Origin of the sequence: Corynebacterium tuingiense, from assembly GCF_046718165.1 — a bacterium.
Classification (GTDB): domain Bacteria; phylum Actinomycetota; class Actinomycetes; order Mycobacteriales; family Mycobacteriaceae; genus Corynebacterium.
The window spans coordinates 1441075-1464297 of sequence record NZ_CP177101.1; the positions used below are offsets into that span (position 1 = coordinate 1441075).

General features: G+C 59.6%; 18 protein-coding genes and 1 pseudogene. 11 read left to right on the forward strand and 8 right to left on the reverse strand.

Features of this window, described 5'->3' with window-relative positions:
- Positions 1-19: 19 nt before the first annotated feature.
- A complete protein-coding gene (locus ACLI1T_RS06880; protein ID WP_411702268.1) occupies positions 20-2563 on the forward strand; it encodes a DEAD/DEAH box helicase in 2544 nt (847 codons plus the stop codon).
- A 119-nt stretch (positions 2564-2682) separates the two neighbouring features.
- Here ACLI1T_RS06880 and ACLI1T_RS06885 read toward each other — a convergent pair whose 3' ends face one another.
- Positions 2683-3207: a carboxymuconolactone decarboxylase family protein gene (locus ACLI1T_RS06885; RefSeq protein ID WP_023022695.1), complete on the reverse strand. Its 525-nt coding sequence runs from the start codon at positions 3205-3207 to the stop codon at positions 2683-2685.
- Between the two features lie 98 nt (positions 3208-3305).
- Positions 3306-3899, reverse strand: a complete 594-nt coding sequence (locus ACLI1T_RS06890; RefSeq protein ID WP_349853674.1) for a peroxiredoxin — start codon at positions 3897-3899, stop codon at positions 3306-3308.
- 162 nt (positions 3900-4061) lie between these two features.
- Between ACLI1T_RS06890 and ACLI1T_RS06895 the strand changes: the two genes are divergently transcribed.
- The gene (locus ACLI1T_RS06895) at positions 4062-5009 is read left to right on the forward strand and encodes a LysR substrate-binding domain-containing protein (protein ID WP_284782100.1); all 948 of its coding nucleotides are present in this window, start codon (positions 4062-4064) and stop codon (positions 5007-5009) included.
- Positions 5010-5074: 65 nt separating this feature from the next.
- Here ACLI1T_RS06895 and ACLI1T_RS06900 read toward each other — a convergent pair whose 3' ends face one another.
- Complete coding sequence (locus ACLI1T_RS06900) at positions 5075-6007, reverse strand: hypothetical protein (RefSeq protein WP_349868264.1); 933 nt, start codon at positions 6005-6007, stop codon at positions 5075-5077.
- A gap of 120 nt (positions 6008-6127) precedes the next feature.
- Here ACLI1T_RS06900 and hrpA point away from each other — a divergent pair, with 120 nt between their 5' ends.
- On the forward strand, positions 6128-10030 hold the full coding sequence (gene hrpA / locus ACLI1T_RS06905) for an ATP-dependent RNA helicase HrpA (RefSeq protein ID WP_411702269.1): 3903 nt from the start codon (positions 6128-6130) through the stop codon (positions 10028-10030).
- A 290-nt stretch (positions 10031-10320) separates the two neighbouring features.
- Here the strand turns inward: hrpA and nrdR are convergent, their stop codons facing one another.
- The gene (nrdR, locus tag ACLI1T_RS06910; protein WP_023017363.1) at positions 10321-10779 is read right to left on the reverse strand and encodes a transcriptional regulator NrdR; all 459 of its coding nucleotides are present in this window, start codon (positions 10777-10779) and stop codon (positions 10321-10323) included.
- A gap of 205 nt (positions 10780-10984) precedes the next feature.
- Complete coding sequence (locus ACLI1T_RS06915) at positions 10985-11389, reverse strand: hypothetical protein (RefSeq protein ID WP_156904616.1); 405 nt, start codon at positions 11387-11389, stop codon at positions 10985-10987.
- 251 nt (positions 11390-11640) lie between these two features.
- On the opposite strand from ACLI1T_RS06915, the gene lexA reads away from it, so the two are divergent.
- Together lexA and ACLI1T_RS06925 are read left to right on the forward strand one after the other, a co-directional pair.
- Complete coding sequence (gene lexA, locus ACLI1T_RS06920; RefSeq protein WP_023022709.1) at positions 11641-12351, forward strand: transcriptional repressor LexA; 711 nt, start codon at positions 11641-11643, stop codon at positions 12349-12351.
- Positions 12352-12834: 483 nt separating this feature from the next.
- The gene (locus ACLI1T_RS06925; RefSeq protein WP_023022711.1) at positions 12835-13617 is read left to right on the forward strand and encodes a DeoR/GlpR family DNA-binding transcription regulator; all 783 of its coding nucleotides are present in this window, start codon (positions 12835-12837) and stop codon (positions 13615-13617) included.
- A gap of 79 nt (positions 13618-13696) precedes the next feature.
- Here the strand turns inward: ACLI1T_RS06925 and ptsP are convergent, their stop codons facing one another.
- Complete coding sequence (gene ptsP, locus ACLI1T_RS06930; RefSeq protein WP_411702270.1) at positions 13697-15385, reverse strand: phosphoenolpyruvate--protein phosphotransferase; 1689 nt, start codon at positions 15383-15385, stop codon at positions 13697-13699.
- 209 nt (positions 15386-15594) lie between these two features.
- On the opposite strand from ptsP, the gene ACLI1T_RS06935 reads away from it, so the two are divergent.
- From ACLI1T_RS06935 to ACLI1T_RS06945, 3 genes are read left to right on the forward strand one after another with little or no spacing between them, the layout of a single operon-like run.
- Positions 15595-16557 carry a 1-phosphofructokinase family hexose kinase gene (locus ACLI1T_RS06935; protein WP_411702271.1) on the forward strand — a complete coding sequence of 321 codons (963 nt, stop codon included), beginning with the start codon at positions 15595-15597 and terminating at the stop codon, positions 16555-16557.
- Between the two features lie 18 nt (positions 16558-16575).
- Positions 16576-18672: a fructose-specific PTS transporter subunit EIIC gene (locus ACLI1T_RS06940; protein WP_411702272.1), complete on the forward strand. Its 2097-nt coding sequence runs from the start codon at positions 16576-16578 to the stop codon at positions 18670-18672.
- A 55-nt stretch (positions 18673-18727) separates the two neighbouring features.
- Positions 18728-18997, forward strand: a complete 270-nt coding sequence (locus ACLI1T_RS06945; RefSeq protein WP_023022720.1) for an HPr family phosphocarrier protein — start codon at positions 18728-18730, stop codon at positions 18995-18997.
- Between the two features lie 164 nt (positions 18998-19161).
- Here the strand turns inward: ACLI1T_RS06945 and ACLI1T_RS06950 are convergent, their stop codons facing one another.
- Together ACLI1T_RS06950 and ACLI1T_RS06955 are read right to left on the reverse strand one after the other, a co-directional pair.
- Positions 19162-20172, reverse strand: coding sequence for an HNH endonuclease signature motif containing protein (locus ACLI1T_RS06950; protein WP_411702273.1), 1011 nt, complete (start codon positions 20170-20172; stop codon positions 19162-19164).
- A 126-nt stretch (positions 20173-20298) separates the two neighbouring features.
- Positions 20299-20706: pseudogene (locus ACLI1T_RS06955) on the reverse strand (solute carrier family 23 protein); the annotation flags it as partial.
- A gap of 223 nt (positions 20707-20929) precedes the next feature.
- Between ACLI1T_RS06955 and ACLI1T_RS06960 the strand changes: the two are divergent.
- The 3 genes from ACLI1T_RS06960 (at position 20930) to ACLI1T_RS06970 (ending at position 23210) form a co-directional block, all read left to right on the forward strand.
- On the forward strand, positions 20930-21202 hold the full coding sequence (locus ACLI1T_RS06960; RefSeq protein WP_023022726.1) for a hypothetical protein: 273 nt from the start codon (positions 20930-20932) through the stop codon (positions 21200-21202).
- A 405-nt stretch (positions 21203-21607) separates the two neighbouring features.
- Entirely contained in the window at positions 21608-21700 is a 93-nt protein-coding gene (locus tag ACLI1T_RS06965) for an excalibur calcium-binding domain-containing protein (RefSeq protein WP_156904617.1), read from the forward strand.
- 1075 nt (positions 21701-22775) lie between these two features.
- A complete protein-coding gene (locus ACLI1T_RS06970) occupies positions 22776-23210 on the forward strand; it encodes a hypothetical protein (protein ID WP_411702274.1) in 435 nt (144 codons plus the stop codon).
- Positions 23211-23223: the final 13 nt, after the last annotated feature.

The following is a 23223-nucleotide window of genomic DNA, read 5'->3' on the forward strand; positions in this document are numbered from 1 at the left end:
CGCCGCTAAGGTGGTGGGGGTGAACTTATCTCAACAGCTGCCAGATTTAACGGAAGTCCCCGAGTCCCTCATCGATGAGGCCATTTGGGATACTTTTAACTCGTGGACCGCCAGCAAGGGAATCAATCTATATCCCGCGCAAGAGGAGGCCTCGCTCGGCATCCTGGCCGGAGATAATGTCATCCTCGCGACCCCTACGGGTTCGGGCAAGTCCATGGTGGCCAACGCCGCACATTTCATCGCCCTCGCCCGCGGGCAGCGGAGTTTTTATACCGCGCCCATTAAGGCGCTGGTAAGCGAGAAGTTCTTTGCGCTGTGTGAAATCTTCGGCGCAGAGAACGTGGGCATGATGACTGGCGATGCCACCGTAAACGGCAATGCCCCCATCATCGCCGCCACCGCTGAGATCGTTGCCAATATCGCGCTTCGCGATGGCGCCGAGGCCAACATCGACCAGGTGATCATGGATGAATTCCACTACTACTCCGATCCTGACCGCGGCTGGGCATGGCAGGTGCCGCTCTTGGAACTGCCCAAGGCGCAATTCCTCTTGATGTCGGCCACGCTCGGTGATACCGACTGGCTGCAAGAAGACCTCACCCGCCGCACGGGGCGCGAGACTAATCTGGTGGCCGGCTCTACCCGCCCGGTGCCGCTGGATTTTTCTTATGTTTTCAGCGCGGTACACGAAACTATCGAAGAGCTGCTCGCCGATAACAAGGCCCCCATTTACGTTGTGCACTTTTCCCAGCGCGAGGCGGCCGAGCGGGCCCAAGCCCTGACCTCGCTTTCTGGCATCATTAGCAAAGAGGAAAAAGCGGAAATCGCTGAAGAAATCGGCGGATTCAGGTTTACCACCGCCTTTGGCAAGGATCTCTCAAAGTTGCTTCGCAAGGGCATTGGCATCCACCATGCGGGAATGCTGCCCAAGTACCGGCGACTTGTGGAGCGCCTTGCACAACGCGGCCTCCTCAAGGTTATTTGCGGCACCGATACCTTGGGCGTGGGCATCAACGTGCCCATCCGCACCGTGTTGATGACCGGCCTGGCCAAGTTTGATGGGCAACGCCAGCGCATCTTGAAATCCCGCGAATTCCACCAGATTGCGGGGCGCGCTGGGCGTGCGGGCTATGACACGGAAGGCACCGTCGTCGTCGAGGCCCCCGAGCACGAGATTGAAAATGCCAAGGCCCGCAGGCGCATTGGCGATGACCCGAAGCGGCTGAAAAAACTCAAGAAGAAATCCGCACGCGAGGGCGAGGTCTCCTGGTCCGAGAAGACCTTTGCGCGGTTGACGGAAGCAGAACCGGAGCAATTGACCTCGCAATTCCGGGTCTCGAATTCGATGCTGCTCAATGTCTTAGCCCGCCACGGCGATGGTTATGCGCATATGCGCCACCTCTTGCGCGATAATCACGATCCCCGCAGCAAGCAGAACAAGGATATCCTCACCGCCCTCGACCTCTTCCGCGGATTGCTAGATTCCGGTGTGGTCCAAAAATCCACCAAGGGGCTGGATATCTACGGCCGCCCCTACCACCTCGTGCGGGAATTGCCGCGCGACTTTGCTCTGAACCAGCCCCTCGGCCCCTTTGCCTTGGCCGCGCTCTCCTTGTTGGATCCGGAGGCGGAGAGCTATCACCTTGATGTGATCTCGGTCTTTGAGGCGATCCTCGATGATCCCCGGCAGGTACTGCAAGCCCAGCAGAAGAAGCGGCGCGGGGAAGAAATTGCCGCCCTCAAGGCGGACGGGGTGGACTATACCGACCGCATGAATATCGTGGAAGATATTACCTGGCCCAAGCCTCTAGAGGAGCTACTCGAGCAGGCCTACGATACCTTCGCGGAGACCAATGCGTGGGTAAAGGAATTCGAGCTGCGGCCGAAATCCGTGGTGCGCGACATGGTGGAAAATGCCATGACCTTCTCGGACTTGGTGGCCACTTACGGCTTAGCCCGCTCTGAGGGCGTTATCCTCCGCTACCTTACCGATGCCTGGCGCACCCTTAAGCAGTCCATCCCCGATGAATATACGACGCCCCAAATTGAAGACATCATTGTCTGGTTGGGCGAGCTCATCCGCCAGGTGGATTCCTCGCTTGTCGATGAATGGGCGCAGATGGCCGGCGAAGACTCCCCCATTGATCAAGATACGCTCGACCGCGAGCTGGCCTTCGGCGTCGAAGATCCTACTGCCCTCACTGCTAACCGTCGCGCCTTTGGCATCATGGTGCGCAATTACATGTTCCGCCTCGCGCAGCTTTTCGCATTGGAGGAAGAAGACCGCCTGGCCGAGGTATTGGATTATCTGGACGAGGTCCCCGATTTTGGCGCCGTCTTGGATGACTACTTTGACGAATACGACGATATTGATACCGGCCCTGAGGCGCGCGGACCAGAGTACTTCCGGTTGGAAGAATCAAGCTCCCGCAGCTGGCCCGTGCGGCAAATTATCAAGGACCCAGCAGGCGATCGCGCCTATCAATTCGTCGCCACGGTCGATCTGGATGCCTCCGATGAAGCCGGTGAAGTCCGCTTGTCGGAGTTGCGCGTCGAGTATTAGGCACGCGCGAGTTGGGTAAAACGATAAAAGCCACCCCCTGCGCTGCAACCGGTATCCTATGGGAAACCGGGAGCAGCGCGCGGGGGTGGCTTATTCTAAAGGCTGATTAAGCAGCGCTTTTAGCGCGCAGCCTCAATCTGGACGGCCTGTGCGACTGCCTGAATGACAGAAGCAACCTTGATAGCCTCCCAGACCTGCTCCTTGGTCGCGCCAGTATCGTTGAGCTTCTGGGTATGTGCGCCCAAGCAGTGCTCGCAACCGTTGATGGCGGAAACTGCGATATTCCACAGCTCGAAGTTAGCGTCCTCCACGCCAGGCTTGGAGATGAAGTTCATCCGCAGGCCGAACTTAACCTGTGCGTAGTCATCGCCCAACCAACCCTTGGCTCGGTAGGCTACGTTGTTCATTGCCATGACGGTGGCAGCGCCGTAAGCGGCGTTGATAGCTTCCTCAGAGAGGTGCTCTTGTGCCTCTTCCGCGATTTCAGAAATCACGGTGTCATTGCGGGTAGCTGCCGCCGAAGCCAACAGGGTGCCCCACAGCTGCTCTTCATTAAGTTCAGTCGTGCGGGTCAGCGCGCCGAGATTGAGCTTCTGGTCCTTGGCGTACTCGGGTAGCGATGACTTCAAGTTCTCGATAGACACGGTCTTTCTCCTTCTAAATCTTTTCTCAGTAATTTAAATTGCAGGGCAAGTGCATGCCCCGCCAGAAAGCGGGGAAAGCACCTACTGATAACTAAGGCTTAAAGCTGGGACTGAACAACGTCCATCTTGTCGATGTTCTTGGTTGGGTCGTTCTTCTCCCAGTTGCAGGCGCAGACCTCTTCGGACTGCAGTGCGTCGAGGACGCGCAGAACCTCGTCAACGTTGCGGCCCACAGCATCCGGGGTAACGGAGACGAACTGAATAACTCCATCTGGGTCGATGATGAAGGTTGCGCGGTCAGCAACGCCGTCAGCGTTTTCTACGCCCAGTGCGCGGATCAGGTCGTGGCGCACGTCGGAGAACATCGGGAAAGGAACTTCCTTCAGGTCCGGGTGGGTTGCGCGCCAGTTGAAGTGAGCGAACTCGTTATCGGTGGAGCCGCCCAGCACCTGGGTATCGCGGTCTTGGAACTCTTCGTCCAACTTGCCAAAGGCAGCGATCTCGGTCGGGCAAACGAAGGTGAAGTCCTTGGGGTAGAAGAAGACGACCTTCCACTTGCCCTCGTACTTGTCTAAGGAAACCTGCTCGAAGTAGTCCTCTGGCTGGCTAGCGTTAACGTCGTGCAGGTCGCCGCCGGTCAGGGCGGTGAGGTCGAATTCTGGGAACTTTTCGCCAACGGTCATGATAGGCATGTTCTTCAACTCCTTCTTAAAAGGGTAATCTTTTTCAAGTTTCCGACAGTCCCGTACCGAGGACCACGGGCCGGACCCTCTCCGGCCCAACACCAAAGACAATACCATTAATTTCGGTCACGTCAATAGCTAATCCTATAGATAAATGTTAGAGTGATAGGCATGCATAATAAAGAGTATCGACCAACACTTGCCCAGCTGCGCACGTTTGTCACCGTGGCGGAAAACAAGCACTTCGGCACCGCTGCCGCCAAGCTGGAGATCTCTCAGCCTTCCCTCTCCCAGGGGCTGGTGGCGCTCGAGCAGGGGCTCGGCGTGCAACTCATCGAGCGCTCCACCCGCAAGGTCATCGTGACCTCGGCCGGCGAAACCCTACTGCCCTATGCCAAATCCACCCTCGAGGCCGCCGATACCTTCCTCGCACATGCCCGCGGCGCCCACGGCACCCTGTCCGGCCCGCTGACCATTGGCGTCATCCCAACCATCGCCCCGTATATCCTCCCGGACTTGCTGGCGAAGATTACGGAGACCTACCCGGAGCTTGAGCCGCGCTTTGTGGAGGAGCAAACCCAGCACCTCATCGCGCGCCTGCGCAACGGCAACCTCGATTTAGCCGTCCTCGCCTTGCCTTCAGAGGCCACGGGCATGGTCGACAGCCCGCTGTACACCGAGGACTTCGCCATCGTCAGCCCGCCCGATCACCCCATCGCCGGGCGTACGGACGTCCAGGTTGCGGAGTTGCGGGACTTGGATTTGCTGCTGCTTGACGATGGCCACTGTCTCCGCGACCAAATCGTCGATCTCTGCCGGCACGCCCACGTCAACCCGGCAGAGGCAACGAATTCCGTCACGCGCGCCTCATCACTGACCACCATTATGCAGTTGGTCATGGGCGGGCTCGGCTGCACCCTTATCCCCAAGTCCGCTTTGGCCACCGAATGCCACGGCAAGAACCTCGGCATAGCCTACTTTGACCCCGATGTCACCGCTGAGCGCGAAATCGGCCTCGTCTTCCGCTCCTCTGCCGCACGCAGTGAAGAGTTCCGCGAATTCGGCACCCTGATTACCGCTGCTTATGAAAATGCCCTCGCCCGCTCGCTGGAGGGCTAAAATCGCCACGCACGTTTAAGGCCACCGGAGCAATGCCTCGGTGGCCTTAAATAAGGGTAAAGCGCTTACGCAGCTTGGCTGGTCGCGCGGCCTGCGCACTGTCGGAACAAATAAGCCGTAGCCAGTAAGGTAACCGGTACGGCGACAATCAAGCCAACCAGGAGCAGGATGCCGCCGGCAATCACAATCAGCGCGTTGAGCACCGTCAGCAGCAAGAGCTGGCCGTAGTTTCCCTTACCGGCCTTAAATCCGTTCTTGATGGCTTGGCCAATCCCGTCACCGTCGGCAGCAAACCACTGCATCAGCATATAAAGCGGTTGGATGAATAGGCTGATGAGAGACACTACAGCTAAGACTCCGAAAAAGCTCGCTATGGCCTCTAACGCCTCTTCCTCGGTGGCGTCGGCGCCCGCGTCTGGGCCGAGGAAAATCGAGCCCCCAACGAAGATGAACATGACTACCGAGGTAATAATGCCGATGATGATCATAATCACCAGCGGCTGCCACCACCGCACGTCTTTGCCCACATAGCTCCATCCAGTGCGCGGATCATCAATCTGGAAGAGCGCCAGTCGCATCGCCAACAAGCTAACGACGACCGTGATGATGTAGGACACGATTTGCACAATGGATCCCGCACCGGAGGCATCCGCACCCTCTGAAGGAGCAACGGCCATACTCACGCCGGAGATAGCTACGACAATGACGCCAACGAGCAAGGCACCAAGGATCCATAGTTTCCAGTTCTTAAATACCGTGCGAAAGGCCCAAGAAATCGAATCAATGGCCGAGGGCTTTCCGGTAAAACCGCCAGGATTTACGGTATTGTCCTGTGCTTGGTAGCCCGCATATCCTTGGTTGCCGGAGCTTTCGTAGCTGCCACTCTCGTGGCTGCCGCCGTAGGAAGGCAGGCTTCCGTAGCTCGGCTGGTCTTCTGGGTGGTCAGTCGGTTCATAGCGCGGAAAATCGTCATTTCCACCGGATTTATCGCCGTTCATCAGCGGTGCCTTCCTTCTACATTCGGGTTGGGCGCAACGAAAAAGTATCTTTTAGACAAGTGTTTTCACAATAGCAACTTTTTCCACTCCACGTAACCGGGGTAAGCTCATAGACTAGCCATGACACAGCATGAAACAACGACGTCGCAGGCCCCTAGCCGCGATGAACTTTTTGCCGCATTAGACAACGTCACCATCGCCGAGGCCCGCAGCTTCCGCCGCCGCCTGTCGAAGACACGCGCCCCCAAGGCCCTGCGCGAAATCGGCCAGGATATCCAGGCTGCCACAGATCGCCTGGCGCTTGTCGATGCCGCCGTCCCCCAACTCACCTACCCCGATTCCCTGCCGGTCAGCGCCCGCAAGGACGATATCGCCGCCGCAATTGAAGAAAACCAGGTCATCATCATCGCCGGCGAAACCGGTTCTGGTAAGACCACGCAGATCCCTAAGATCTGCCTCGACATCGGCCGGGGCCGCCGCGGCCTTATCGGCCATACGCAGCCGCGCCGCATTGCCGCGCGGACCGTCGCCGAGCGCATCGCCTCCGAGCTGGACCAAAATATCGGGGAATCGGTAGGCTACGCCATCCGCTTCGACGACCAAGTCTCTGATACCACCGCCGTAAAGCTTATGACGGACGGCATCCTGCTAGCAGAAATGCAGCGCGATCGCTTCCTTAATAAATACGACACCATCATTATCGATGAGGCGCACGAGCGCTCGCTGAATATCGACTTCCTCTTGGGGTATCTGAAGCGGCTGCTGCCCAAGCGGCCCGATCTCAAGGTGATCATCACCTCCGCGACGATCGATCCGGAAAGTTTTGCCGAGCACTTCGCCCAGCCCGATGGCACCCCTGCACCCATCATCGAGGTATCCGGGCGCACCTATCCTGTGGAGATTCGCTACCGCCCTCTCGAATTCGAGGCAGGTGGAAAGCTGGTGGATCAAGACCCGCTCGATGGCTTAACCGAGGCCATCGAGGAGCTCATGGCAGAAGGCGAGGGCGATATCCTTTGCTTTTTCCCAGGCGAGCGCGATATCCGCGATGCCATGGAAGCAATCGAGGCCAAGAAGTGGAAAAACGTCGAGGTCGCTCCCCTCTTCGGGCGCCTGTCCAACCAGGAACAACACCGCGTATTTAGCAATCACCGCGGAAGGCGCATCGTTTTGGCCACCAATATCGCTGAAACCTCTCTAACCGTGCCTGGAATACGCTACGTCGTGGATACCGGCACCGCGCGTATCTCGCGCTATTCCACGCGTACCAAGGTGCAGCGCCTGCCCATCGAGCCTATTTCGCAGGCCTCTGCCAATCAGCGTTCGGGTAGGTGCGGCCGCGTGGCCGATGGCATCGCCATCCGCCTCTATAGCGAGAAAGACTTTCAAAGCCGCCCGGAGTTTACTGACCCGGAAATCCTGCGCACCAACCTGGCCAGCGTCATTTTGCAAATGGTCTCGCTCAAGCTCGGCGATATCGAGAAATTCCCCTTCCTCCAGCCCCCCGAGTTCAAGGCCATTCGCGATGGTCTCAACCTCCTCCACGAGCTCGGGGCGCTCCAGGATAAGCACGAGAAGCCTAAGCTAACAGAAACCGGCCGCAACTTGGCCCGCATCCCACTCGATCCACGCATGGCGCGCATGCTTATCGAGGCCCATACCAACGGCTGCCTCCACGATGTCATCGTCATCGTTGCCGCCATGACCATCCAAGATGTGCGCGAACGTCCGCTGGACTACCAAGCGCAAGCCGATCAGGCGCACGCGCGCTTTAAGGACAAGACCTCTGACTTTTTGTCCATGCTGAAGTTGTGGGATTACATCAAGCAGACCCGCAATGAGCAATCGGGCAATAAATTCCGCAAGCGCATGAAGCAGGAGTTCCTCCACTATATGCGCATCCGCGAGTGGTTCGACTTGGTCCGCCAACTCAAGGACGTCTCCAAGCAGCTGGGGTGGGATTACCAAGAAGGCACCGAACGCCGCTCCGACGATATTCATATCGCGCTGCTTTCTGGCCTGCTATCCAATATCGGCGCCCGCGACGGCAATTCCAAGGAGTTCCACGGCGCGCGCAATACCCGCTTCCTCGTCTTTCCAGGCTCCGCCTTGGCCAAAAAGCCGCCCGAATTCCTCATGGCGGCTGAGCTCGTCGAAACCTCTCGGCTCTGGGCCCGCGACGTTGCCGCCATCGATCCGGCGTGGGTGGAAAAGCTCGGCGCGGACCTGCTCAAGCACAACTATTCCGATCCCACGTGGTCCCGCAAGCGCGCGGCCGCCATCGCGCACCAAAAATCCACGCTCTACGGCGTGCCAATCGTTGCGGATCGCACCGTGCCCTACCACCGCGTGGATCCCGTCGCTGCGCGCGATATGTTCATCCGCAACGCCCTTATTGCCGGCGAGTGGAACGTGCACCACGACTTCCTCAAGGCAAATGCGCAGGCCCTTGATGAGGCCGCAGAATACGAGGAAAAGGCCCGCCGCCGCGGTCTCATCGTGGATGAGGATACCCTCTTTGATTTCTATGACCAGCGCATTCCAGACAAGGTCACCACGGGCCGGCATTTCGATTCTTGGTGGAAGAAAAAGCGCCGCCAGGAACCCGATCTGCTGAATTTCGATCCAGCCACGCTTGTCGATGACTCCCACGACGTCACCGAAGTCTCCTTTCCCGATCACTGGCGCAAGGGCTCCATCGATTACGAGCTGACTTATAAATTCGAACCCGGCGATCCCCTCGATGGCGTCACCGTCATGGTTCCCGTTCCCATGCTTGCCGGTCTCAATACCGAGGGCTTCGATTGGCTCGTCCCCGGCCTGCGGTTCGAGCTCGTCAACGAGCTTATTCGTTCCCTTCCCAAGGCTCTGCGGCGCACCGTCGTGCCCGCGCCGGAATTTGCCGAGCGCGCCATGGAACGCCTCATCCCCTTCGAAGGCCCCCTTACCCAGCAGCTTGCCGATGTCCTGCGCGAGCTCGGCGGCCACGGCATCAACGCCTCCGATTTCCAACCGGACAAGCTGCCGGAACATTTGCGGATGAACTACGCGGCCATCGATAAGCGTGGCACCATCATCGACTCTGATAGGGACCTTGCCGCCCTGCGCGAGCGCCAGGCCGGCCACATTAAATCATCCGTCTCGCGGGTAAGCCGCACCGCCGAATCCACCGCGGTCAGCGAGTGGACCGACGATACCCTCGGCACCGTTGACGAGACCGTCACCACCACCGTCGATGGCCACGAGGTCACCGCCTACCCAGCGTTGGTGGCCACCAAGGAAGGCGTTGAGCTTAAGGTTCACCCCACCAAGGCGGCTGCCGATGCCGCCATGGTCACCACCACCCTCACGCTTTTGATGCGCGAGATTTCCGTCTCGACCGCGCAAATGGTCAAGGGGCTTCCCTTGCAGCAACGCGTCGCCGTGGATTCTTATCCGCATGGCGGCGCCGACGGGCTGGTCAATGACGCCCGCGTAGCGGCAATCCGCGACCTCATGCTCGAGGCCGGCGGCCCCGTGCGCTCGCCAGAGGCGTTTTCCGAGCTCAAGGATACCGTGAAACCGCAGGTTCCCGGCCGCGTGCGACAATCAATCGTCTCGATCGCGCCAGGCCTAGCTGAGTACTCCAACCTCCGCGCCGAGCTTTCCCAGTGGGATGGTCCCGCCATCGACGATATGGAAAAGCAACTTAATTTCCTTCTTCCGCCGAATGCCATCACCGTGCACGGAGCCGCGCACCTGCGACATCTCCCCCGCTACATCCAGGCAATGCGCATCCGTCTAGAGGACATGTCGCTCGATCCGGATCGCGATGCGGACCGCCAAGCGGAAGTCGATAATGCCAAGGCCTACCTGGCCAATCGCCTACGAAACCTCCCCGCGGGCCGCGAAAAGACCCGCGAAGTCAAGGACATTCATTGGATGATCGAGGAACTGCGGGTCTCCCTATTTGCCCAGCGCCTCGGCACGGCGCACGCAGTGTCCCTGCGGAGAATCCAAAAGGCAGTGGATAAGCTGCGCTGACGTTCCTATCACCGCATTCCCGGCACTCGCCGGGAGCTCCGCTCCCACCATCGCTGGCTGGTTGGCCGGCCAAACCCCACCAGCTAGCCAAAGCTGCTGCCCAGCCACATCTGCTGCCCAAGCACTGCTAGCGCCCAAGCACCACTGTCGGCAAGAAACCGCTGCCAGTCACCAACAAGGAAATCTGTTCTCTCGGCCGCCAGTGACGTCAGAATTAGGCGGCCTCACCAAAATCATGGGCCCAAAACCCCAGTTAAAGCTGCTTCGAGCCTGCCCTAAACCCCCGCAGTTTAAAGGTCCCCGCGATCGCGTCGCCGCATCAGTCGAATCTCCGATTCAAAGTCATCCGCGCTCTCGAAAGATTTATATACCGAGGCGAAGCGCAGATATGCGACCTCGTCTAGGTCACGCAATGGCTCAAGGATCGCTAACCCGATTTCGTTGGCATTAACCTGTGAAGACCCATGCCCCCGCACGGTTTCCTCAACTTCTTGCGCCAACTTTTTAAGGGCGTCATCGCTAACATCTCGGCCTTGGCAAGCGCGCCTGACACCCCGAATGAGTTTATCCCGGCTAAATGGTTCTGCAAGGCCATTTCTCTTAACGACCAGCAGTACAGCTTTTTCCACAGTGGTAAAACGCCCTTTACACGAAGCACACTCGCGACGCCGCCGTATCGATGCGCCTGCATCTACCACGCGAGAGTCGATAACGCGGGATTGTTCGTTATGGCAAAACGGGCAGTACACACTAGTCCTTTCGCTAATTTAGCTTCTCGGCTTAGTTTACTCCCGAGGCCAAGCCAAGAATCGGACGCCGCTACTCCAGACTCGTGCTGCCCGCATGCCTGCCTCCTTAAGCGAGCAAGGTCACCCCTGCCCTAGGAGGCAAGCTGATGGCAGATAAGACGCCCAACCTAGAGCCTTCCCAGCGCCCGCTTAAGTACTAGATGCATTACTTAACGATCGCTGCTTCTACTTGCTGTACCGAAGTACCAGGTTCAGTCGGTGCCTCAGCGCTCGTGCCCATCAATCCACCGACGACCGTGCCAAAAAATACCGCAGCGCCGAACACAGCACCAAGCAGGTAGTTTTTGCGTGAACTCTGTGTATCGTCTTTTTCAATCGCGTTGTTTGCCACATTAAGCAGCGAATATTCGTCAGTCCACATATTCGAATCCTCTTTAGGATTCGTTCGATATTCAGAATCTAGCGTCCTAATTTTTTCTATTCCAGAGCGGGGATGCTGCGCACCCCACCTACGATCATCGATATCCCAGATGGCGGCTGAAGGTACGATCTGTGGACGTGCCGAGTGCTGTTTAACCATGTTATTGCGAGAGTTAAGTAGTTGAGACATTTTTTCCTTTCGACGACCGCAATAAGTCTAAAGCGGCCCCTTGACACGACAGGAGCACAATGTCGCTCCTGTGTTCGAGATTGATTCTATGTTCGATTTATAGCACCCTTTCGAAAACCTGTCCAGTTTTCGGCGCAAATCTCGAACGCCTGTACTTTTCGTGCTACAAATGGGTTATGGCACGCAGCTGCCACCCAGTCCCTTTTCAAGCTACGACCGCAGAATCTCAGACCCCTAGCTAGGAGCCGCACATGGGCCGCAAAAAAGCAAGCAATGCAAAGAACGATTACGCTTCCCTTTCCGAAAGGCAACGCCGCATCCTTAACGTCATCAGCGATGCGGTGATGCTACGCGGATACCCACCCAGCATCCGCGAAATCGGCGATGCCGCAGGCCTGCAATCCACTTCGTCCGTGGCCTATCAGCTCAAGCAGCTTGAAGAAAAGGGTTTCTTGCGCCGCGATCCTAATAAGCCACGCGCGGTCGATGTGCGTCACCTCAATACTGACGACGGCGAAAAGAAACCGGGGCGTAAATCTAAAGAGGCCACCGATACCTCTGCCCGCAGCGCTGAAGAGTCCGCTGCCGTAGCTTATATTCCCGTCGTGGGACGCATTGCTGCCGGTGCACCGATCACCGCAGAGGAAAATATCGACACGTATTTCCCCATGCCAGACGAGGTCGTCGGCGGAGGCGAGCTTTATATGTTGCAGGTTGTGGGCGATTCCATGCAGGATGCCGGCATCCTCAACGGCGACTGGGTCATCATCCGGTCACAGTCAGTGGCTGAGGAAGGCGAGTTTGTCGCCGCGCTTCTCGATGGCTCCGAGGCCACCGTCAAGGAATTCCACCGCGACTCCTCTGGCGTTTGGCTCCTTCCGCACAACGATGCCTATCCGCCCATCAACGGCGATGATGCAGAGATTATGGGAAAGGTGGTATCCGTGTTCCGCAAGCTCTAGGCCTCGGCAAGCTACTTTAACCAAGCCGCACGCGAGTTTTCGCCTGCAGTTCTTGTCGCCGCCTGCACTCTGCGCCCGCTTTCTTGAAACCCGCTCTTTGCACGTCGTACGCTGCCCTGTTCCCTTGCTTGGGGAGCAGGGCCGTTCGAGTTTTAACGCATTCCACGCCTTTCTGCCTCGCAAGCGCGCCCCAAAAAGCCAACTTAAGCGCGCGGGGCCTATTGATAAAGCACCCCCAAAATAACGGATCCGTAAGTAAAGCGCTAACAGGGCCGACTTTCATCTAGGGGAATTAGAACTTACTGACCAGCAATTTTTGTTCAAACCAGACAACGGAACAAATCTGGATTTTTGTTTTCGTCCGATTACCGCCGAATTTTGACACAATGGAGGGAGAAACCCCACATGATTTAGCTTTCACCGCGCGCGTGCATTCGCAAATAGAGTTCACGCTCGGCCGAAGGCGAGGAGCAAGGAGGATCCGTGTACGCAGAGGAGCGACGCCGCCAAATCGCGTCCCAAACTGCTGTCGAGGGTCGCGTCAACGTCACCGATTTATCAGAGCGTTTCGACGTGACTGCCGAAACCATCCGCCGCGACTTGGCCGTACTGGATCGAGAGGGCGTTGTCCACCGCGTTCACGGTGGCGCCGTTGCTTCGCAAGCGTTCCAGACCGCGGAGCTCACGCTTGATACCCGCCAGCGTTCCGCATCTGGGGCCAAGGCCGCCATCGCGCACGCCGCGCTCGACTTCCTTCCCCCTGGCGGCGGCAGCATATTCCTGGACGCCGGCACCACGATTAATACCTTTGCCGAGCTCATTAGCCAGCAATACCCGCAAGCGCAGTTCAATATCGTCTCCAATAGCCTGCCCATCGCACTGTCGCTAGCCAATAGCGGCGTCCCCGATGTCCAGCTCCTCGGCGGCACCGTACGCGCTATCACCCAGGCCGTCGTCGGCGATACCGCCCTGCGCACCATGGCGCTCATGCGTGCCGATGTCGCCTTCATCGGCACCAATGCCCTGACCCTCGATCACGGCTTGTCGACGGCCGATTCCCAAGAAGCAGCCATCAAATCCGCCTTCGTCACAAATGCCCACAAGGTCGTGGTCATGTGTGATTCCAGCAAATTGGGAAACGACTACTTGGTGAGCTTCGCCTCCATTGCCGATATCGATGTCGTCATCACCGATTCCGGCGCACCGGAATCCTTCGTCGATGCCCTGCGCGAGCGAGAAATCGATGTCGTGCTCGCCAGCGAATAGCTCCATTACGCGCACGACTTCGCCCTCCCTACCCCGGTGCCATTTCCAACCGAGGTAGGGAGGGCGAAACCTTATGCCGCTAGTTGAACTTTTCTATCTGCTCCATCGCTGCGGCACGGGCGGCGGAGGGGCCTTCGGAGTTGAGGGCGGCATCGGCAAGCTGCTGGCACTGATCGAAGGTCAGCTCGGCCAATTGGGCACCAACGCCGGCGACTGCGGTCGACGCCGCCGACAAGGAGTTGACGCCAAGGCCGGTCAATACGCAGGCCAATAGCGGATCGGCCGCGGCCTCACCACACACGCCAACCGGTACGTTGTATTCGTGTCCGGCGATGCAGGTGTGCTGGATAAGCCGCAGCACGGCCGGCTGCCACGGGTCGGTGAGGTACGCCAGCTGCGGCGACAGGCGGTCAGCGGCCATCGTGTACTGGGTGAGGTCATTGGTGCCGATGGAAACGAAGTCCAGATGCGGCATGATCTTATCTGCCATCAGCGCTGCTGCGGGCACCTCAATCATCGCGCCCGCGGTCAGGCCGCGCTCCCGGCACAGCTCCGCAAACCACTGGGCTTCCTTCGACGTCGCCACCATCGGTGCCATGACCCAAGTCTCGGCATCGCCGCCGCGGGACTCCGCGGCCTGGGCGATGGCGTCCAGCTGGCGGGTTAACAGGGACTCGTTATCGCGGGCAATGCGCAGACCGCGTACACCCAACGCCGGGTTCTCTTCCGAGGACAACGTGGCATAAGAAATCGGCTTATCGGAGCCAGCGTCCAAGGTGCGCACCACGACCTTGGAATCGGGGTAGGCGTTAAAGACCTTGCTGTAGATCTTTGCCTGCTCGTCAACGGAAGGCTCCTCGCTCGCGGACAGAAACGACAGCTCCGTGCGGTAGAGGCCAATCCCCTCTGCCTGCGAGTCGGAGGCAATGCGGGCGGCGTTGCCGTCGGCCACGTTGGCCAAAAGCTGCACGCGGTGGCCGTCCTTGGTTTGCGCTGGTCCAGTCCATTCGGCAACGCGGGCGGCGCGCTCGCGATATTCTTCGACCGCCTTGGTGGATTCTGCCTCGTCCGCGCCCAGCGTCACGGTTCCAAGCGCACCGTCGACGAAGACGAGCGTGCCGCTTTCAATCTCGCGCAGCTTGTTTCCCACGGCAACGATGCACGGAATATCGAGCTGGCGAGCGATGATCGCGGTATGGCTGGTGGGCCCGCCCAACTCGGTAACGAGCGCACGGATATGCGCGGTATCCAGGGTGGCTGTATCGGCAGGCGCGAGGTCATCGGCAAAAAGTACCGCTTGGCCCTCCACCATGGGCAAACCGGGCTCCTGCTCGCCGCGCAGCTGGGCGATGACGCGGTCGCGCACGTCCTTCAGATCGGTGGTGCGCTCAGCCATAACGCCGCCGGCCGCCTCAAACATGGTGACAAACTTGTCCGTGGCTCCCACCGTAGCGAACTCGGCATTCTTGCCGGAACGGATGTTTTTGCGCACGGCCTTGTGCCACCCGCGGTCCTTGACCATGCCGGCTGTCGCCGTCAATACTTCCGAGGCTTGGCCCTCGGCAGCTGCGGCACGGTTTTCCAAGCGGCTGGCAACGACATCGACTGCCTCGAGGAAGCGATCGTATTCGGCTTCGCTGCTGGCCTCCTGGTCAATACTTCCTTCAGTGGGCAGGTCTGGGCGAGGGCGCACCCAGATGGCTTCTGCATAGGCAACTCCAGCGACAACGCCGGTTCCTTTAACAGTAGACTGAAGCGTATTTTCCATGGCGATACTTCCTTCGAAGATAGCGGCTTATTTATTTCCAGATCATCACAAATCCAACAGAAATGCAATGTATGCCACACGGTTTCTATTGATTTTCCAACACAATCGGGCAAGAATAAACATTAACGGCGGGCTTAAGCGCGAGTTCCAATCGGACCGACTGCGTGTGGCCCCCAATATACGCACACTGCGAAAGGGATAAGTTCTCGATGCTCCTCACGCTCACCCCAAACCCAAGCATTGACGCCACCCTGGCGCTCAATCAGCAACTGACCTCAGGCGATGTCCACCGCGCCGCCAGTGTTACCCAGGTCGCCGGCGGCAAAGGCGTCAACGTCGCCCACGCGGTTCACCTCGCCGGGAAAGAAACCCTAGCCCTCTTCCCTGCCCGCGCGGCCGATCCGTTCATCAACCTCATCCACGACGTCGACCTCCCCTACGCCAACGTGGACATGGATGGCGGCGTGCGCGTCAATACCACCATCACCGAGCCAGATGGCACGACCACCAAGGTCAACGGCCCGGGCCCGCTGCTTTCCGATGCCACCCAAAACCACCTCATCGCCACCCTTACCCGTCATGCCCAATCCGCCGATTGGGTAGCCCTTGCCGGATCGCTGCCCAAGGGCGTAGACGCTGGCTGGTATACCGACCTCATCAAGGAGATCCGCAATGCCGCCCCGCAGGCGCGCATCGCCGTGGATACCTCCGATGCTCCGATGAAGGCCATCGCCATGCAGCTCGCTACCGCAGCCCCGGATCTCATCAAACCCAACGGCTTCGAATTAGGGCAGCTAACCGGCCAGGATGGCCTCGCCCTCGAGCGCGCCGCTGCGGCCGGGGATTATAGCCCGGTCGTGGAGGCCGCGAGGGATGTCGTGGGGCGCGGCATCAAGGAAGTGCTCGTCACCCTCGGCGGCGCCGGCGCCGTGCTGGTAAGCGCAAAAGGCGCATGGGCTGCCACCCCGCCTCCCGTCACGGTGAAATCGACCGTTGGCGCAGGTGATGCCGCATTGGCTGGATACCTACTGGGGCGCACGCAGGGGCAGGGGCCAGCAGATTCCCTCGCGCTCTCGGTGGCTTATGGCACCGCCGCGGCAGCAAAGCCCGGCACCCAATTCCCCCGCCCCGAAGAACTCGATACCGCCCGAACCTCCATCTCCGCTCTCTAGCTAAAGGAGCCTTCCATCATGGCATCCGATCTCATCACCACAGACCTCGTCGCGCTTGACGCCGACTTTGGCGATAGCGTCGACTCCGTTATCACCAACCTTGCCACCATGGTGCACGATACCGGGCGCGCGACCGAGGTCGCAGGCCTCGCCCAGCCCGCCATCGACCGCGAAGCCAAGGCCGGCACCGGCGTGCCAGGCGGCGTGGCCATCCCCCACTGCCGTTCCGAGGCCGTCACCGAGCCGACCCTGGCTTTCGCCCGCCTTACCCGCGGCGTGGATTTTTCCGGCCCCGACGGCGATGCCCAGTTGGTCTTTCTCATCGCTGCCCCCGCCGGCAGTGGCAAGGCCCACCTGCAGATTCTTTCTAAGCTCGCCCGCGCCCTCGTGCGCAAGGACTTCCTAGAGGCTCTGCGCACCGCGTCGACGAAGGAGGAAATCGTCCAGGAAATCCTCGCTGTCGTCAACGCGGAAAAGCCGAAGAAGAAAAAGCAGGACACCGCGGAGGCTGCAGCTGGGGCTGCGGAAGGGGCATCGGCAAGCGCAGGTGCTTCGGCGCAAGCTACCCGCATCGTTGCCATTACCGCCTGCCCAACCGGCATCGCACACACCTACATGGCTGCCGATGCCCTCACCCAAACCGCCGGCGAGCACGACGACGTCGATCTCACCGTCGAAACCCAGGGCTCGTCCAATAATGAATCGGTCTCGCAGTCCACCATCGACGCTGCCGACGCGGTCATCTTTGCCACGGACGTTGGCGTGCGCGACCGCGAACGCTTCGCGGGCAAACCCGTCATCGAATCCGGCGTCAAGCGGGCCATCAACGAGCCCGGCAAGATGCTCGATGAAGCCATCGCGGCGGCGAAGAACCCGAATGCCCGAAAGGTCTCTGGCACCGCCTCTTCCTCCTCCGCCGAAGAAGAAGGAAAATCGCTGGGTTGGGGCAAGCGCATCCAACAGGCGATTATGACCGGCGTGTCCTACATGGTGCCGCTCGTTGCCGCCGGCGGCCTGCTGCTCGCCCTCGGATTCCTCTTCGGCGGCGCCGATATGGCCAATGGCTGGCAAGCGCTTTCTACCGATTATTCCCTGTCCAACCTGCCGGGCAATGACATCGTCGTCGACGGTGAGACGATGTCGTTCGAACATTCCGGCTACTCGCTTTATATAGGCGCGGTGCTCTATGCGATTGGCCAGGCCGCGATGGGCTTTATCGTTGCCGCACTTTCTGGCTATATCGCCTACGCCCTGGCCGGACGCCCGGGTATTGCGCCGGGCTTTGTCGGCGGCGCTATCGCCGTAACGCTCGACGCGGGCTTTATCGGTGGCTTGGTTACCGGTTTGTTGGCCGGCTTTATCGCCCTGTGGATTGGCAATTGGAAGGTCCCGCGCTGGCTCGGTTCCCTCATGCCGGTGGTCATCATTCCGCTTTTGACCTCCCTGGTCGTTGGCTTGGCGATGTACCTGTTGCTGGGCGCCCCACTGGCCGCGCTGATGGAGGGCCTGCAAAATTGGCTGTCTTCCATGTCTGGCTCATCTGCCGTAGTGCTCGGCATCATCTTGGGCCTGATGATGTGCGTCGACTTGGGTGGCCCAGTCAACAAGGCCGCCTACCTCTTTGCCACCGCCGGATTGTCCACTGGCGACGCAGCCTCCATGCAAATCATGGCCGCTGTCATGGCCGCCGGCATGGTCCCGCCCATCGCGCTGTCCTTGGCAACCTTCATCCGCAAATCGCTATTTACCCCTGCTGAGCAGGAAAACGGTAAGTCCGCCTGGCTACTCGGCCTGTCCTTCGTCTCCGAAGGCGCCATCCCCTTCGCCGCGGCCGATCCGTTCCGCGTCATCCCTTCCATGATGGCCGGTGGTGCCGTAACGGGTGCTATCTCCATGGCGCTGTCGGTCGAGTCCCGTGCCCCGCACGGTGGTGTCTTCGTCGCCTTCGCCATCGATCCGTTCTGGGCCTACCTGGTCGCAATCCTTGCCGGCGTGGCGGTGTCCACCGTCGCGGTCTTGGCCATGAAGCAATTCTGGCCCAATAAAACCGTCCAGCAAGCTGCTCAAAAGGCTGCTCCAGAGTCCAAGACCGGTTCCCAGAACGTGGCGGCATAAACCAAACACTCGTACACTGGATCACGATAAATTAACCACAGAAAGGATAATTTCCATGGCTTCCAAGACTGTAAAGGTCGGCTCCTCCGTAGGACTGCACGCACGTCCTGCCTCCATCATTGCTGACGCTGCCGGCGAATTCGACGAGGATATCTTCCTGAACCTCGTTGGTGAAGATGACGATAACGAAACCGACGCCGCTTCTTCCCTGATGATCATGGCCCTCGGTGCCGAGCAGGGCGACGAAGTCACCGTTACCTCTGATAACGAAGAAGCCGTTGAGAAGATCGCCGGCCTCATCGAGCAGGATCTCGACGCTTCCTAAAGGCTGCTGCTTCTTACTAGCGCTTAAGCACGACTAGTACGCTCCTCGCCGTGATGGCGGGGAGCTTTTGCGATCCACAACCAGTTTCCCGTTGCTCTGTAGGCCGGCTCGTTGTCGAGTTAGTGCAGCGCTTGATTCCAGCCAGCGGTCGGCGGCCTGTCGATTCAGTTCCGGCTGCTAGGGGTCGTGGCCCACGGAGGAAGCCAGCGAACCTTTCCTTGTATTCGGGTCAATCGCCCGCGCCGCGGCGGTGCCTTCGGGTCATCATCGTTGACGCCGTTATGGTACGGGCAACACGTGGCGAGATTTGCGGCATTGGTATTGCCACCGTGCCGCCAGCTTTCTAGGTGGTGGATTTGGCACTCATCCGCAGGATAATTGCACTTTTCCCAGGGGCACACTGGGTTTACGGCGGCAGCCATCAATCGCTGCTTCGCGTTGGCGAACCGGGAAGTACGGTACAAATTAACCGGCCCTTCAACGGGATGTACTAGCGTGATGTACCCGTGATCGCTTAAGACTCGGCTCACGAGGTCTGCGCCGCTGATTCGCGAGCCGTTGGTGAGCTGCAGGGTTATTTCCTCGCCATCGCCATCGACGATGCGGTCGAGCTCGTCCAAAGTGATGACCACCTGCGTGCTCGCGGTGGTGCGCGCCCCAGATTTTCCGCCGAAGAAGATGGATTTAACCGACTCCAGTGGGCTCTGGTTATCAAGGGCGGCGTGCATATCGGCGACGTCGGCGGATTCCCCGGTAATGGTCAACGACCACGGTCCGCGCGGCCGGCCGGTGATCCGCACGCCTTTCTTGGGAGTGCGGGGCGGCTGTAGCTCCCGCAAGAGGTCGCGCGCCCGCTTACGCAAGGCAGTGGCGCTTCCGCGGAACTCACATAACTCGGAGCGTACGGCCCAAGCATCGCGTTGGGTGCGAGCGCGCAGCGCGAACTTTTCGATGAGGCTGAGCACGTCGAGCGGGTGCGTCGTCGAGCGCGCCGTGCGTTGCTTGGCGCTAAAGGCACAGCGGCCAAAATAGACATCGCAAAGATGCACCACCTCGCGCGCGGCGATGTCGCTGGCGCCGCGCTGCACCAAGTCGCGCTCGCTTAAGCCCCGGGCGGCGGCGATGATATCCATACCTTGGCCCAGCGCGGTTAAATAACGGTCGAGTGCGTTCATGCCGCCTAGTACAACGCACAATCCGGCGCAACGGCGACCGCACGCACGAAGGCCTGTGGATTACGCTGCGAACCTTACCGCCACGGCGCTATTTCGCGGCGGGGTCAACAAAGTTATCCACAGATTTTAGTATTTCGCGTCGTGGCCTTCGCCCACGGTTTCGTACAGCCGCCGCATGATCGGATAGGCAATGATGATGCCGACAGAGCCCCAGGCGATGCCCTCCAGGCTCACCCCGCCCACGGTCAGGGTCAGGTTGCCGATGCCCGCGATCAAGGCCACCGCGGCCGCCGTCAGGTTCACCGGGTTGTTGAAGTTGACCTCATTATCCATCCAAATGCGCACGCCCAACATGCCGATAAGACCGTAAAGCACGAGGGTGGCCCCGCCGAGCACGCCGGTGGGGATGGAGAAAATCAGCGCACCGAACTTCGGGACGAAGGCCAGCAGGATGGCGGTGAAGGCGGCGACCCAATACGCGGCGGTGGAATAGACGCGCGTGGCGGCCATAACGCCGATATTCTCTGCAAACGTTGCAACCCGATTCCACTACCAGTGGTTTCACAGTTCCGCAGGTCAGAACCGTCCGAGCATTCAGGTTATTCCGGCCATTCCAGGGGTTCCGGCGTGGCTTGCGGGATTTTTGCGGGATCCTGGGGGTGTCCCCCCCGCTACCCGCGTTGTGTTCTGCCTTGCGAGCTGGGCGGCTTAGGATACTTTCGTACCCCCTGTGACACGAGATACTGGGAGTTGAATTATGGCTGAGCAGCATAAACCGCCAACCTGGAAAACCGTCCTGGCCTGGGCCTCCATCATCCTCGGGGTGCTGTTGGTGCTCGGAGGTCTCCTCAGCATCGGGAAGGGCGGTGTTGGAACCTTCATCGGTGCGGTCATCATGGGGGTCGCGATCATCTTGCCTGGCGGCTGGTGGATGTACTGTGAGAAGCACGACAGGGACGCTCTGCGGAAGCCGCGAAGGGGGTTGAGAATTACACGTTCTTGTCCGAAGCGGATCGTACCTGCTTGGTAAGCCGCCCGCCGCTGAGAAGGTCAACCGGCGGTGGCCTGTCATTGCCATCGGGTCCATCGTGGGGCTGGTTGTGGGGTCTGCGATTGTCCCGGCGACAGAGAGCGACGTACCCGAGAAGGAGCCTGTGGTGGAGACTCCTACGGCGATGCAGACCTGCGTTGTGGAGGTGACCTCAGAGGGGGCTGTGACCGCAGAGGTCACCCTGACCGAGGTGGTCACCCAGGAGGAGGAGCCAGAGCAGGTTGAGGAGCCGGTGGAAACCGCTGTCGAGGAGAGCAACGACACAGCTGCGGGGGACGTGGAGGAGGCTAACGCTCCGGCCCCTGTGGCGGATCCTGCTCCCGCCTATGAAGCTCCTGTCGCCCCGCCCCTGCAGCATCCACCTACTACAAGAACTGCGCAGCCGTGCGTGCTGCCGGTGCTGCTCCGCTCTACACAGACAGCTCCGGTAACAGCCGCGATCTCGACAAAGACGGCGACGGCGTGGCCTGCGAGTAGCCCCACCTAGAAAGGAACCCATCATGCAGTGCACCACTATCCGGCCCCTGGGCGTCTTGATCCCCGCTGCCCTGCTCCTGTCCGCGTGCAGCAGCGCTAATGAGGCCAAGGAGGACATCACCACGACTGCGGAAGCCGCTCCTTCCACCGAGGTGGCTGCGTCCTCGGACCCCACACTGGACACCATCAATGAAGGAGAGCCTTTCACCATCACCTGCGATGGTGATCGGACCTGCGACATTGACGTCACTATCAGCAACGTGGCTCTACATGACCAGTGTCCCCGAGTCGCCAGCTACGTAGACGCCCCACCGAGGAGCAGACCTATCTCACCTTTGACGCGGAGATCGCCGTCAATGAGTACTCCTGGTCGGATAACTTCTCCTTCACCACCGGCGACGCGAAAGTGCTCACGAAGGACGGATATTCGGAGCCGCTGGGCATCGCATTCGATTGCGAATCTTTGTCCCCCACAGGGGATAGCCTCACCCGCGTGGGTGAAAACAGCGCACGCAGAACGTCTACGCGGTACCTGCGAACGCGGAAAATCTCACCATCTCACCCCGAGGTGCGACGAAGGCTTGGGTACTGGATCTTCCGGGGGCTCCGGCCCCTGCTCAAGGTGATGACAACACCTCAAAGCTACCCGCGCAACCCGCCCAGCCGGTCGATGACGCCACGGCACCGCCTGCCCCGCCCGTACAGGACACCGGGCAGACCACCTCCCACTGCCTCACCGACCACACCCTTTACCAGCGTGGCACCACGGTATTCACCGACGGCACCACCGGATGGACGAAACAGTGCGCAGCGAAGTTCGACGCCGCCCTGTAGCCCCCTGCAAAACTCCTTACCTGCCCCTGACCTCATGCAAGCCAGGGGCGCTTTCGTACATATCTGACGTGAGGGGAATCTCTTCTTCTCGGTTGTGAAACCTGCGGCGCTACCCTACCATGATTGATATCCCAGTCACACTAGTTAAGGAGGGGACATTAGAATCAAAAGACTACTTGCGGTCAGCCTTAGCGCAGCGGTATTCGGCCCACTCACTACGATCCCCGCGCAGGCTGTTGACATGCCAGATCCTGCGGTTTGGGGCGCTTGCCCACAAGACGGAGCAAAAGACATTGGCAAGGTGATCCGCACATGGCACGGTGGCCCCTACGGGCCGCCAGAAAACCAGCTTGGCGCTGGCGACATCACCCTGAAATGCGGAACTGAGAACGTCGGATTCCGCCACATTGTCAACCGCCACGGCCCGCAGTGGCAAACACTCGCCGACATCGAGGGATGTAACTGGCGCGACATCGCAGACATGGCGCTCACCAAGAACATCACTAATCCCGATCAAACTGCCCCGCAAGATGGTGGCAAATGGTGTGTCAGCTCAGAGATCTATCTCGTCAACAAGGACTCTGGAGAAGTCGTCAAGACAAAGCGAACAAGGACGATCCTGACCGACAAGCATGAAGTGCTCACCACTTTTCCGACGGATGACGGGTGCAACTGATGTCACCCCAGGC